General features: G+C 38.0%; 11 protein-coding genes. 1 reads left to right on the forward strand and 10 read right to left on the reverse strand.

Translation table 11 applies throughout. The features are described from left to right. The 6 genes from CK510_RS15695 to CK510_RS15720 all read right to left on the reverse strand — a co-directional run. A partial coding sequence (locus CK510_RS15695) for a hypothetical protein (protein WP_143289317.1) occupies positions 1–495 on the reverse strand: 495 nt, incomplete at its 3' end. A gap of 130 nt (positions 496–625) precedes the next feature. Continuing rightward, entirely contained in the window at positions 626–808 is a 183-nt protein-coding gene (locus CK510_RS15700) for a hypothetical protein (RefSeq protein WP_095722595.1), read from the reverse strand. A gap of 116 nt (positions 809–924) precedes the next feature. Beyond that, on the reverse strand, positions 925–1,137 hold the full coding sequence (locus tag CK510_RS15705) for a hypothetical protein (RefSeq protein WP_095722596.1): 213 nt from the start codon (positions 1,135–1,137) through the stop codon (positions 925–927). A 39-nt stretch (positions 1,138–1,176) separates the two neighbouring features. Continuing rightward, entirely contained in the window at positions 1,177–1,356 is a 180-nt protein-coding gene (locus CK510_RS15710; protein WP_095722597.1) for a hypothetical protein, read from the reverse strand. A 271-nt stretch (positions 1,357–1,627) separates the two neighbouring features. After that, positions 1,628–1,807 carry a hypothetical protein gene (locus CK510_RS15715; protein WP_143289318.1) on the reverse strand — a complete coding sequence of 60 codons (180 nt, stop codon included), beginning with the start codon at positions 1,805–1,807 and terminating at the stop codon, positions 1,628–1,630. A 573-nt stretch (positions 1,808–2,380) separates the two neighbouring features. After that, a complete protein-coding gene (locus CK510_RS15720) occupies positions 2,381–4,267 on the reverse strand; it encodes a bifunctional serine/threonine-protein kinase/formylglycine-generating enzyme family protein (RefSeq protein WP_095722604.1) in 1,887 nt (628 codons plus the stop codon). 749 nt (positions 4,268–5,016) lie between these two features. On the opposite strand from CK510_RS15720, the gene CK510_RS15730 reads away from it, so the two are divergent. Then, positions 5,017–5,292 (forward strand): hypothetical protein, encoded by a 276-nt coding sequence (locus CK510_RS15730; protein ID WP_342745966.1) that lies wholly within the window; start codon positions 5,017–5,019, stop codon positions 5,290–5,292. 111 nt (positions 5,293–5,403) lie between these two features. Here the strand turns inward: CK510_RS15730 and CK510_RS15735 are convergent, their stop codons facing one another. From CK510_RS15735 to CK510_RS15750, 4 genes are all read right to left on the reverse strand, one after another. After that, entirely contained in the window at positions 5,404–6,849 is a 1,446-nt protein-coding gene (locus CK510_RS15735) for a DICT sensory domain-containing protein (RefSeq protein WP_095722600.1), read from the reverse strand. Between the two features lie 219 nt (positions 6,850–7,068). Next, a complete protein-coding gene (locus CK510_RS15740) occupies positions 7,069–8,328 on the reverse strand; it encodes an ABC transporter permease (protein WP_095722601.1) in 1,260 nt (419 codons plus the stop codon). Positions 8,329–8,514: 186 nt separating this feature from the next. Further along, the gene (locus CK510_RS15745; RefSeq protein WP_095722602.1) at positions 8,515–10,035 is read right to left on the reverse strand and encodes an efflux RND transporter periplasmic adaptor subunit; all 1,521 of its coding nucleotides are present in this window, start codon (positions 10,033–10,035) and stop codon (positions 8,515–8,517) included. Between the two features lie 223 nt (positions 10,036–10,258). Further along, positions 10,259–13,477 carry an ATP-binding protein gene (locus CK510_RS15750; protein WP_095722603.1) on the reverse strand — a complete coding sequence of 1,073 codons (3,219 nt, stop codon included), beginning with the start codon at positions 13,475–13,477 and terminating at the stop codon, positions 10,259–10,261. Positions 13,478–13,534 lie beyond the last annotated feature (57 nt).

A 13,534-nucleotide genomic window follows, 5' to 3' on the forward strand; every position in this document is an offset into this window, starting at 1 on the left:
CTCTTTTATTGTAGGGGCAAACGGTTGTTTGCCCTCCCCATCCCATTTATCCTGTTTTCTCTGTGATAATAGAGACTTCTCATACTGTATCTGACGAACAGGTTCACCAGGTAATCTGTAAACCGAAACTTGTTGTACATATTCCGATTCACAATCTTCCACAGAAACAACCTTAGCAACTATTTCTCTAACAATAGTACCCGTATGTTGAAAATTTTCCGGAAAAACAACCTCTGCCATGATTTGTTTTACTAAAGTCGTTTCCTGATGTGGCATAGATTGGTGTAAAAATTGATTATCAAGCTGATTTAAATCAACTTGATTTTCTTTATTGACTGGATTATTTTGATAATTATTTTCTTCAATATTTTTATCTTTATATATTAATGGTATTATCGAAACCTCAGGTTTAATCCGAATCGGCAACTGTAAATTAATTGAAAGAATAATTTCATATTCTGGCAAATCATATTTAGTTTGATTTGAAGTCATCATAATCTTGATTTAATGATTTAATGGGTTAATTATTAATCATGAAACTATCGTAGGCTGGAATATCCAGCTTACGAATTAAATAAACCAAATTTTGCCTTTATTAGCAAGAAATTAGATTACTCTAAAATAATTAATTACTACCCGATGTTGGCTGATATTGCTTGTGATAACCATTTGGTAACACACAAGTAGTTGGTGCAGAAGAAACTTCTGGCTGAAGTTGAATAGGTATTTGTAAAACAATAGGAATTGAGAAAACACAAGCATTAGGATATTGCTTATAGTCGTTAGGATTAGCATTTGCATTAGACATTTGAGATTCTCCTGATTTTTATTGTGAAAATTATTGTGAGTGAATGCGATATGCTTTAGGTATTAATCTGGGCTTATCGCAATCAATTTTAGCCATAACAGAAAGTTTTATTGCTGTTATACAGACTGGGTTTCTTTATATTCCTGCTTATGATACCCGTTTGGCATTACGCAAGTAGTTGGTGCTGCGGAAACTTCTGGTTGAAGTTGAATAGGAAGATGCAGAACAATCGGAATAGAGAAAAAACAAGCATTCTGATGTTGTGGATATTGAGGTTGAGGTTGAGGTTGTGGATATTGGGGTTGGGGGTATTCACTAGGTTTTGTCATTTGTCGAGACTCCAATTTGTTAGTTAATAGGTTAATAAATTAGTAAGTAGCTTGTGGTGTAGATGCTGGTAATTGTTGCTTGCTATAGCCATTTTGCATTACACAAACAGGTGGTGCAGCAGAAACTTCAGGTTGCAATTGGATTGGTATTTGCAAAACAATAGGAATTGAAAATACGCAAGCATTGGGATAGTTGCCATGTTGATTTGAAGTAGTCATAGAATACACTCCGGTAATAATTGAAGGTTAATTGAGAGAAGGTCTAGAATTTGAGGTCTAAATTATATGTAATGCTTGATGTCGTTTTTAAAAGCTGGATTTATAGCCAATATTTATTCTGAATTTAAGCCAAAATAAATTATCAGATGTATCGTCTATAAATCTCAGCTTCTAATTGAATGATGTTACTAAGTAGCAATTCTGTAACACAGAAATCAACAACATCCTTTCCTACTTTTGGTATCTTATTTGGTATCACTTCAACACACATTTAGTAAGTAGGTTGCGGTGCTGGTAATGGTGTTTGTTGCTTAGGATAACCATTTTGCATTACACAAACAGTGGGGGCAGAAGATACTTCGGGTTGAAGTTGGACTGGAATATGCAAAATAATGGGAATTGAAAATACACAAGCGTTCGGATATTGTTGTCCGTATTGGGTAGTAGCCATGATTTTTGTTCCTTTTTGTTCAGTAAATAAAGTGTCTTGATTTGAAGGTTTAGCGTTTCGCTTTGCCTCTGTGTGTAAGTAAATGCACTTCAAATTGACTTATGCACTTTTTCGCTGGAATCAAGGAAATTATTTTTATGAAACTGTTTTTATGGCACTTCTCGTGGGATGAAATATAAATTAGGGCAAACCACCTAAAACCTAAGTTTATAGGGCTTCTCGTTTAGATGAAATACAATCCAGGGAAAACAACCGTGGGTTCCCCTACAGTACTCTTAATCACAAACTGTATTTAAATCAACTGAGAACCGCTATATATTAGACATCTAGTGGAAAAAACGTAGAGACGTAGCAATGCTACGTCTCTACAAGGGTTCTGGGTCAGCAATTCTCATTTTGAAACGATTTTGCGCCATTTCAGCGCTCCCCAGATTCGTTAAGAATTGTAAAACCCTCTGACTGTAAGGGTTTCAATGTCATGAAACCTTAAAATGAGAATTGCTGGTTCTGGGTAAAGCATAATTAAATTCTGTCGATGTCTATTATGGGCAATATTCCTTCTGCCTTCCTGCACTAAAGACTAACAACCACTCGAAAACCGCATATCCGCAACCCACCATCAGACTCATTCCAACTGCGACTAGCACTGCGACACAAAACAGGGCTAAAACTCCAAGAACCACCCCGCAACACTCTGCGGTTTTTATCCCCATCCCATTCCCACACACTTCCATCATCAGGTGCGCCAATATAATTATTATGCCAGGGGTCAGCGCACCATTCCCACACTAAGCCGTGCATATCATATAATCCAAAATTGTTAGCGAGTTCAAAACTTCCCACTGGGGTAGTTTCCCGACGAAATCGACTCCTACCTTCCAATATGGCACTATCACTACCACCGCAGTTTGCCAAATCGGGTGTTATGGTTTCCCCAAAGTGAAATGGTGTCGTTGTTCCCCCACGACAAGCATATTCCCATTCTGCCTCACTTGGTAAACGGTACTTACGTCCAGTTTTTTGGTAAAGGCGATCGCAGAATTCCTGTGCTTCGTGCCATGATACATTTTCTACAGGGCGATTTGCACCTTTAAATTTTGATGGATTCTGATTTAAGGCAATATTGACTTTGGGTAAGGCTGTAACTGCTCGCCACTGTCCCTGTGTAATCGGATATTTACCCATGCATAATGGTTCAATCATAACTAAGTGTCGGGGACGCTCGTCGGCATCTCCTTCATTATCCCTAGAACCCATTAAAAAATTGCCACTGGGAAGGGATACCATTTCTAAGAAAATCCCACTTCCCAAGTCTTCAGTAAAGAAACGTGTCATGTTACGTTCTCTGGAAATTTCTCTACCCTGGGTATCTACTGTGAGTACATCAAATTCAAAAGAATGAAAAGCAGGTACTTTTAATAGTTCTTGAGATTGAAAAGCTGGTCTAGAAGGTGGATTATTAGTAAAAGTATTATTAGGTTGAGATGGTTGTGGTGATTCTATTGGGGGAATTGTCACCCTTCCAAAGAAATTCGTAAAATTACTATTATTTAAATCCTGTAAAACTTCGACTGCTGATTGATATCTTTCTCGAACTAAGTTTTTGAGGAGTTTATCTAAAACATATCCTAATTGTTCGCTGACTGATAAATTACTCTGGCTCAATATTTGCCGCCAGAGCCACTGAGCATTAATAGCATCATAAAGCGGATCGTACATATTTCCATATCTATCTTGCTGCGGCAAACATCTTGTCAATAACCGCACACAAGTTACACCCAATGAATATAAATCGCTGGCATGACAGGCAAAACCAGCCATTTGTTCGCTAGGAGCATAACCAATTGTATAAATTACCGTCGCTTGTCTGGCAATACTGGCTTGTGTGATTTGTTTCGCTCCACCAAAATCAATTAACACCAACCTGTTATCACCATGACGACGAATAATATTTTCAGGTTTGATATCTCGGTGAATCACATTACGGGAATGGATGAAGGCAATAACTGGCAAAATATCGGTGAGTAACTGCCTGATTTTTGCTTCATTAAATGAAGATGTTTGTAGCTCCTTAAATAAAGTTTCCCCTTCAATAAATTCTTGTACCAAATATAAACTTGCTCCTTGCTCAAAATAAGCAAGCAGCCGAGGAATTGAAGGGTGATTTTCGCCTAATTCATATAGTCTAAATGCCTCTTCTTTAAATAATAGTGCGGCTTTGGCACGTGATGCTGTTCCCTGCACCTGGGGGAAAAATTGCTTGATTACGCATGGTGCATCAAGTCGATCGACATCCTCTGTGGCATAGGTTTTACTGAAACCACCTTCTCCTAATAGCCTCAAGACGCGAAAACGGTTCCGCAGCAAGTCGCCAAAGTTGCTGTGTCCACAGGCATTACAGAATTTATTTTCGTCTGCGTTGAAGGGGTTAGAGCAATTGGGATTTTGGCAGATTCGCATGGGTGTTGAGGTATTGCGTCCAAAGTTAGCCCCAATATTAAGATGATTGAAAGCTGCTGTGTAGCTCTTAAACAAGAAATTTATATATAGTTAATTTCAGCAATTTAGTACTTATGTATGAAATGATATAAAGGTATTTTCCTTGTATCAATATAACTGCCTCGCTTATCCTATATATCCGTTTTCCTTAAGTAAATACAGACGTTATTTAAATTTGCATGTTTTAGATTTACAGACATTTTCGATACAAATGAAAAATAACAATGTTTCATTTGCTTTTAGGGCTTTTCAATATTAAGTAAATACGGGCGCACTTAATTCATATTATAGGGCGAATACTATCTTAATGCTCCTAATTATGTCAAGAGAATATCTCTAAAACTGCATTTAATTTATAATTAATTTACCTTTAATTTATGATTCTAAATTAAACATATTCCACTAAGTATATCAAAAGTAACTAGTACAAAACGGCGCAAGTCAGAGCCAGAGGTTATAAACCTCTGTCTAATAGCGAAAGTCCTCTAAAAGAGGACTAAATTCAAGCCCTAAATGCTAGGCATATTTACGCCAAACTGTACTAGGAGAGACGATGCTTTGCATAGTCTGTAAAGAAGTTAGAGATTTTGGATACATTCGCTGTTGCTCAGTACAAGCTTTTAATTTTAGATTTTGTATTAAATATAGAGACAGGATATATTGCTTCTCCAGTTCTATAATAACAAATAATTTATTTGGAGTTTTCATATATGCCTAATAATGCAAACGACAGGCAATTATCACCATGTAAAACTATCTGCAATGAATGTATTTTTCATGCTTTGGTAGAAGATTTGACAGAATGCACTAACCCGGATGAATCTGGGGTGAATTGTTCAAATGTCGTTTTTTGTAGTTCATTCCAACCTGTACAAGAAATTGACAGTCCTTGTGTATCTTTTGGTCGAGATAATGAAGAAATTATTCCCCATTACAGCACTTCCGGCTATTACACAATACAGTTGTTCCCCTCACCTCCCTTCTAATCATAGCTTTCAGCTTTGAGTATGTACCTCATAGCTACCGGAAGTGCTGTAAGCACAACCTACGATTCCCTGTGGGATAAACAAATTTGTTCGCTATGTAATAAGTGGAGCTTAATGCCTCTGGCATATCGCAAGCTGTACTGTAAAGGTAGAACCCTCTGTTTGCTTGCTTTTGACGGAAATCGCACCCCCGCACCGTTGCAGATATTGCTGAACAACGGTTAAACCCAATCCCCCACCACCTGATTCTTCTGCGATTGGTGGACGAGTACTATAAAAACGGTCAAAAATTCTGGATATTTCGCTCTCGGCAATTCCAATACCAGTATCACGGACTTCTAACAATATATATGCCCCTTGCAGTCTAGCTTTCACCCAAACCTGACCACCATTAGTTGTAAATTTGATACTGTTACCCAAAAGATTAATTGCTATTTGTTTGAGTCCACCATGAACAAACCAAACTGGTGGTAAATCAGTTGGTACGGTATAAGCAAGCATAATTCCTTTTTCTTGGGCGAGGGGCTGATAAGTGCTAACAACCCCAGGTATGATATCAGAAAGGTGTACTGCTTCAAAATTAGGATATTTTAAGTTTCGCTCCAGTTCGACCAATTCAAGTACGCTAGTGATGAGAGAATTTTGGCGATCGCACTGGGAATGTAGCATTTGCAAATATCTCTGTCGCTGTGGTGGTTTGAGTGCGGGGGAATTTAGCAGCGACAAAGCGGTTTTCATGTGGGTAAGAGGTGTACGTATTTCCTGACACACATGATTTAAATAAACATCTTTTTCTTGCAGGTTGACACGGAGATGTTGATTTTGTTGTTGCAACTTACCCAAACGTAATTTTGTCCGCTTGCGATGAATTTCTTCCTGTTTTTGCATTTGTCGAACCAGCAAACTATTCAAAATGGCAGGTTCAGTTGTATGGGGAAAATTTAATTTGTCGATATCTGGATCGATGATTGGTTGGATTGATGGAATTTGTGTAAAAACCTGTTGAAAGCTTTCCACTACGTGACCAACCAATTTACTATCAAAGGATGTCATTGTGACTAAATACGGTTTTGGCTTTGGTTTTGTATTCGGTTTTGTATTTGGTTCTTTATTTATAATTGCTCTTAAAGATTTTTGCTTTTTCACACCCCTAGATGGACGTAAAGCCACAATTAAACTGCAAAATTGGGGAGATAGTACTATCCAAAAATACTCCCGTTGTAATTTATCTGACGGGAAATATATCGGTAAATGTAAGGAAGTCTCAGAAACTCCATTTACTGAATTTTGTGGTTGAGATTCTCCCAAATGGCAAGTGTAAATTTTTGCAGATGGGTTCGCTTTTTGCTGATAGCGTAATAACTCCGACTGCCAAATATTTCCTGCTGGAAGCTTTGCCCATACCGTAGCTGGTATTTGCTGCTCAATCATGATGTCGATTTGCGATCGCACCATTGCTAGTAATGTCGCTGGTGACACGGAGGAAGGTTGACAACCATTTTCACTGGTTGCAATTAAATGATACAGAGATAAATCTTGAGCTAGAGAGACATTCATGGGCAAAGCAGTTTTTGGAGATATGGGGCAGAAAAGATACAAGTATAAAGCAATAAATAATACTGCTTTACATTTTGCACTGTAAATGTTCGTTATATTACATAATTTTCGTAAAGTTGCCAAAAATTGACTATTTATTTTCAGATTATTGAAGAAAGGCAGGAGGCAGGAGGCAGGAGGAAGAAGGAAGAGGGAATAAAATATATTTTTGCTGTGTGCTTACTCGCTTCGTAGAGCGGTGATTGGGTCTAATTTTGCGGCATTCCTTGCGGGAACAACACCAGCAACCAAACCAACGCTGGCAGAAATACCAAAACCAGTAATAATTGACCAAGGAGAAATAACGAGGGGAATTTTCATTAAACCAGAAGCTGCGATCGCAATTCCCATCCCAAATACAATCCCAATACTGCCACCAACGGTAGAAACCACAATTGCTTCCGTAAGGAATTGGGTCAACACTGCATCATTCGTTGCACCCATTGCTTTACGAATACCAATTTCCTTAGTTCTCTCCACCACCGAAACCAGCATAATGTTCGCAATACCAATACCCCCAACCACCAGGGAAATTCCTGCGATCGCGCCAATCATCACCGTAAACATACTAACGATGCTGGTATATGTATTCGCAATATCAACCTGATTAATAATGCGGAAATCATCTAACTCCGGTGGATAAATATTATGTCGCAAGCGGAGCAAATTTGTAACTTGAAACTGAATCGCATCAAGTTGGGTACTATCCTGTGCCGATACCCAAATCCCAGAAATAGAAACACCAGAAATAGCATTATTACCAACAATTCGTCGAGACATATTCGTCAGGGGGATAAACACGCGATCGTCCTGATCTGTATTACCCACAGCACCTTTAGCAGGCATTACCCCAATCACCCGAAATTGTTGCTTTTGGACACGAATTTCCGCACCAATCGCTTCCCTTTCTCCAAATAGCTGTTCCTTCACCTTCGTACCCAAAACAACCACTGGTGCAGCGCTATCCAAATCAGCTTGGCTGAAAAACTGCCCCTTTTCGGGTTGACTATCTTTCACCTCCGGAAAATTCAAATCAGTCCCCACAACAGTAGTAGCAACATTCTGCCCACCATAAACAACTTGAATTTGTCCCCGTTGTAAAAAAGCCGTCACAGCCTTTGCCGCACTAGCTTGTTTTGCGATCGCTTCCGCATCACTCAAAGTCAGCGTCGAAGCCGAACCCCCACCCTGACTAACACCCCCCTGACTAGAAGCACCAGCCAGCACCAAAATCACATCCGAACCCAGCGACTGTATTTGCTTCTCAGTAGCCTTCTGCACACCTTGTCCAACGGAAGTAATCGCCACCACCGAACTAATACCAATAATCATCCCCAACATCGTCAATCCCGTTCGTAGCTTATTGCTCCACAAAGACTCAACAGCCATCTTCGCAATTTCCGTAGCCAGAGAATTATTAAACTGCTTTTGATTTGACATAATAAATAGGGAATAGGGAATTACAGCTATTTTTAAGTACCTCACGCAGAGGCGCAGAGACGCAGAGAAGAGTGTATAAATGTTATCAAAGTACTTATAAAATTCTGTAAAATATAAAACTCCCACTCTTCTCTTATATTCTCTCCGCGCCTCTGCGTCTTAGCGCGACACCAATCCATATTTTATTTACCTACCACCCAAACCAGGAACACCAGGAGAACCACCAGGAACACGAGAACGGGGACGTTTACCCTCCGGGAAAGTAATATATATACGCTCATTCCCCTTCAACCCCGAACGAACCTCAGTCTTCTCATTTACCGTCAACCCCGTAGAAATTTGCACAAACTCCGGACGATTATTTTCCCCCCTCACATAAACCCCCGTACCTTCCGGTTGTCGAACGATCGCAACCGTAGGAACCACCAACACATTTGCCAAAGTACCAGCATCAAAAGTGACATTAACATTCATCCCGGAACGCAAAAGCAGTTCTTTATCATCAAGAATTGCCACTTTAACCTCAAAACTAGTGACATTTTGCTGAACAATCGACTGGGGGGAAATTTGCGTAACCTTACCAGTAAAACTCTTCCCCGGATAAGCATCGGCTGTAATGGTGGCTTTTTGTGCAAGTCCCATCTGGGCAATATTACTCTCAGCAACATTGACGACAATTTGATTTGCTGATGCCAAAGAAAGGATTGATGATGATGTTGCCGAGGATACCGCACTTCCGGCTGTGGTTGGGGTGACAAATGCCCCTGGATCAGCAAATTTGCGGGTGACAATGCCATCAAAAGGGGCGCGAATTAGGGTATCGTTAACTTGGGTTTGAATTGTTGTCAGACTTCCCCTTGCAGTAATAACTTGGGCACGAGCTTGGGCAATATCTTCGATGCGGGAACCAGCTTGAACGAGGGATAAAGCCTGTTGTTTTTGCTGAACTGCTGCCTGTGAAGAGAGAATATCTTCTTGCCGAGAACCAGCCTTTTGTAATTCCAGGGCTTTTTCTGCCTCCAACACTTGGGATAAATTGCGATCGCGTTGGCTTTGGGAGTCGATCCAATCCCGTGAGGAAATTGCCCCTTGCTTGTAAAGGCGATCGTTTTGTTTGAAGGTGGATTCAGCTTGACGTAATAGACTTTGGGCACTTTCTAATCTTGCTTGTGCCTGAGCTATATCCTGAGGACGATTTCCGGTTTTAACTTTTTGTAAATTTGCCTGAGCTTCGGTTAATTGGGCTTGTACTTGGGCTATATCTTGGGGACGATTTCCGGCAATTAATTTTTGTAGATTGGCTTCCGCTTGTGCCAATTGCCCCTTAGCTTGGAGAAGTTGCCCTTGGAGATTGGAGTCATCCATTTTCGCCAATACTTCCCCAGCTTTGACAGTCTTTCCTTCTTTGACAAATAATTTTCTCAAAACTCCCGATGTCTTAGGACTAAGATTGATAGACATCTCTGGTTGAACCGTACCATTTGCCGTCACAGTGACAGTTAAATTTTCTCGTGCGATCGCAACTGTTTGCCGATTACGTTTTGCTTGTTGACGTGGTTGAACTACCATTTGTTGGTAAGCAAAAAACCCCCCTCCACCTCCTAATAAAAGCAGCAACAAAAAAATTAGCCATTTTCCCCGGATATTAAAACGTACTTTCTTTTTTCGTCTTTCCTTAACAGTTGGTTCAATTGAGTCAGAAATCATATTAATATTTCTCTTCCTTCTCTCTTCCTTGGCGTGCTTGGCGGTTCACAACTCCACCTCTTCAGTATAAACTTGCTTGTTGAGTATCCCCAAGTAAAGTTGATTGTAGGAAGATTTATCTGCGATCGCGAGTGAAAAAAGTCACGTTATTAAGTCCCATAAAAAACTTCTTTGCGCCTTTGCGTCTCTGCGCGAGCTTCACTCTATATAAACAAATATCATATCAAAACTTATTTGCTAACTCCAAAATAATATCAAGACGAAAATTATCAACTAAATCCTTTAATCCGGCAATTAATTTTGTCTCAGTCGTCGGAATTTCTTGAATTAGTTCTAAAATACATGTATCATCAAGTGCCTTCGACGCTTCCACTAAGCGAATTCGCCAATCCTTCGACATCATTTTCAAATCATCACTAGTTAATTCAACATGATACATTACTGTTTCTAATACTTCAAATTCCTGTTGTTGGTAAATATAACGCACTCCTAAATGATGAGATATCCTTTCTAATAATAGCCTTTCTGGAAAAGGTTTATAGATTAAATCATCACACCCTGCTGCAAAAATTGCATCACGTTCTTCTTCAAAAGCACTTGCTGTTAAGGCAATAATTATAATCGGGGAAGAAGATAGTAATTCGTTCCTTTCTAAGCTTTTTGCTCTAATCTCTACCTCTCTTGCTTTAATAGCCTTTGTAGCTGCATATCCATCCATAATTGGCATTAACATATCCATACAAATAAGATGAGGTTGCCATGTCTCCCACGCTGCGATCGCTTCTTTGCCATTTGCGACTGTAAGTACCTCGAATCCAACATATTCAAGCATTTTCGTGACTAATTCTCGGTTCTCGATAATATCATCAACTACTAAAATACGGAATTGAGGTTGGTTTATTTCTAATCCTATAATTTCTGGTAATTCTATTTTTAAAAGCTGTTTTGGTTGTATTTTTGGTAATTTCACAGGGATTTTAAATGCAAAAATAGAACCTTGTTTGTAAGTACTTTGAACCTCGATATTTCCTCCCATTACTTGGACAAACTTTTGACTAATCGCTAAACCTAAACCCGTACCTTCCATCGCATCTCGACCAGATTTAGTTTGTATAAATGGTGTAAATAAATTATCGATTTCTTCTGAAGATATCCCTATACCTGTATCTTCAATTTCAAAGTATACTGTACATAATTGTGATTTATTTTTTGGATATATTTCTTTATTTATCTCATTATCTAACTGTAAATTATTAGCCACCATAATTCGTAAAATTACCCGACCAATTTTTGTAAATTTGATGGCATTACCAATCAAATTAATTAATATTTGGCGTAATTTGCTCTCATCTGTTTGAATATATTCTGGTAAATCCTGCCCTTTTTCAACAATTAATTCCAATCCTTTAGATTTTGCTCTATACTGGAGCATCTCATATATTATTTCAATAAAATCATCTAAACGAAATATTTTTTCTTTTAAAGTAATTTGACCAGATTCTATTTTTGACATTGATAAGACATCATTAATTAGTTGAAGTAAATGATTGCCACTGCGATGGATAGTTTGAACATTTACATAATTTTCTTGAGCTAATTTTTTATCATGTAACATCACTTGAGTGAAGCCAAGAATGATATTCAAAGGCGTTCTGAGTTCGTGACTAATCTTTGATAAAAATTCACCTTTTGCTTTAGATGCTGATTCCGCAGCGATAAGTGCTTCTTGTAATACTAATTCTATATGTTTTGCTTGGGTAATATCTCTCGCGACAAAAATGACAGTTTGTTTATCGATGGGTGAAATTGTCGTGCTAAACCAAGTTTTTTTATCTGCTATTATTAAACTATATTCAATGTTAATACTTGTTTGTTCTTTTAATGAGTATTGTAGATGCTCTAGAAAAAAATCAGCCTCACTTTTTGAGAAAACTTCATGTAAAGTTCGACCAATTAATTCATCTGCGGGTTTATAGAGAAATTGCGGTTGAGTTTGGACAATTTTTAAATATTTTCCTGATATATCTAAAACAATAATTAATTCTGTCATTGCTTGAAACAGAGCTAATAATTCATTTTGAGTTGCTTTTAACTCTGCGGTTCTTTCATTTACTCGGTTTTCTAATTCACTATTTATACTTTCTAAAGCATTGAAGGTATGGTAAAATTTTTCTGCCATTTGGTTGAATAATTGAGCCAAAATTGACATCTCTTGAATCCGATAAGCTTCAAGATTTAGCTCCAGCACTTTACCCTCAAAATCGGCAGCAGCAGCCTTTTTTGCCAAAGATTTAGCTGCATTACTCAATCTCATAATTGGTTGAGAAATCCAACGTGCTGTCAACACTCCCAAACTACTTGCTAAAACTAAAGTCAGTAAAGAAAGTAAGATTGTTGTGCGTTTACTGGCATTAATTTCTGCCATAAAATCTGATTCGGGTACAACCACTAAAATCAACCAATCTAAACCATAACTATCTTTCCAGGGATTTACTTTTGCAAAGTATTTTTTCCCATTTATTGCAAAGTTAAGTGAAGTAGCAAATTTAATTTTACTAATACTACCAAAATTTTTAATTAATTGATTTTTAGTTGCTTTCGCTAAAGGGTTAGCTAGCTGATTCACGGCAATTCTTTTTGCTTTACCATCTTTAATCACATAGGGAGATTCATTCAGTGAACTAGCGACTAGCATACCATTGCGTTCAATAATAAAAGTATGACCTGATTCACTCACCTTTATATTCCGTAGAAAGTAGCTAATTTCTGATAGAATTAAATCTACTCCTATCACACCCAAAAACTGTTTCTTTTGGTTATAAATAGGATAGCTAGAAGAAATCGCCATGACATCAGGAGCATCTTGCCAACTATAAATATCACTCCAAATTGGCTTACGTTTCAAGACAGCTTCATTATACCAAGCTGCATCATTAGGGAATGCCTCTAGTTTTGTTTCAACTACATTAGTTCGATTTCCATCCCTATCTACTGCATAGATTTTATAGGGTTTTCCAACTACTTTCTCCGAAATGCGAACATCACCTTTTTCATATCCAGCACCAATAAATTCACCTTGGAGATTACCAAAATTAATATAACCAAGATTAAAAATTTGTTGTTGATGCCAAAAGTAATTTCCTGTCTTTTGGAAATCTTGTAAATTTAACATTCCTAACTTAATTGCTTGGAGATTAATCTGATTAACCTGTTGAGGAATTGCTAAATAGGTATCCAACTTCTGATAAATGCGATCGCTAATATCATCCTGCAATTGACTAACAAGATTATTTACCGCTATTTGCCCATGTCGATAAGAAAAGTAACCAACCAAAGTTACCGCAGTAAATGTTTGCACTACAAACGGTACCGACAAAACCATTGGTAAAGTCATCACAGACTTAAATCTACCAAAAAATCGATTTAGCTCTCTAACAAACATACTCTATAGGAATTCAATGTTCAGTTTTAAACCCTTAATTTATTGTCTATTTTTATA

Origin of the sequence: Brunnivagina elsteri CCALA 953 (assembly GCF_002289455.1) — a bacterium.
Classification (GTDB): domain Bacteria; phylum Cyanobacteriota; class Cyanobacteriia; order Cyanobacteriales; family Nostocaceae; genus Brunnivagina; species Brunnivagina elsteri.

What these genes read in the sequence shown, in the direction of transcription:
- CK510_RS15700 (WP_095722595.1), bottom strand. Translation starts at nt 808, where the DNA reads ATGTCTAATGCAAATGCTAATCCTAACGACTATAAGCAATATCCTAAT.
- CK510_RS15705 (WP_095722596.1), bottom strand. Translation starts at nt 1,137, where the DNA reads ATGACAAAACCTAGTGAATACCCCCAACCCCAATATCCACAACCTCAA.
- CK510_RS15710 (WP_095722597.1), bottom strand. Translation starts at nt 1,356, where the DNA reads ATGACTACTTCAAATCAACATGGCAACTATCCCAATGCTTGCGTATTT.
- CK510_RS15715 (WP_143289318.1), bottom strand. Translation starts at nt 1,807, where the DNA reads ATGGCTACTACCCAATACGGACAACAATATCCGAACGCTTGTGTATTT.
- CK510_RS15720 (WP_095722604.1), bottom strand. Translation starts at nt 4,267, where the DNA reads ATGCGAATCTGCCAAAATCCCAATTGCTCTAACCCCTTCAACGCAGAC.
- CK510_RS15730 (WP_342745966.1), top strand. Translation starts at nt 5,017, where the DNA reads ATGCCTAATAATGCAAACGACAGGCAATTATCACCATGTAAAACTATC.
- CK510_RS15735 (WP_095722600.1), bottom strand. Translation starts at nt 6,849, where the DNA reads ATGAATGTCTCTCTAGCTCAAGATTTATCTCTGTATCATTTAATTGCA.
- CK510_RS15740 (WP_095722601.1), bottom strand. Translation starts at nt 8,328, where the DNA reads ATGTCAAATCAAAAGCAGTTTAATAATTCTCTGGCTACGGAAATTGCG.
- CK510_RS15745 (WP_095722602.1), bottom strand. Translation starts at nt 10,035, where the DNA reads ATGATTTCTGACTCAATTGAACCAACTGTTAAGGAAAGACGAAAAAAG.
- CK510_RS15750 (WP_095722603.1), bottom strand. Translation starts at nt 13,477, where the DNA reads ATGTTTGTTAGAGAGCTAAATCGATTTTTTGGTAGATTTAAGTCTGTG.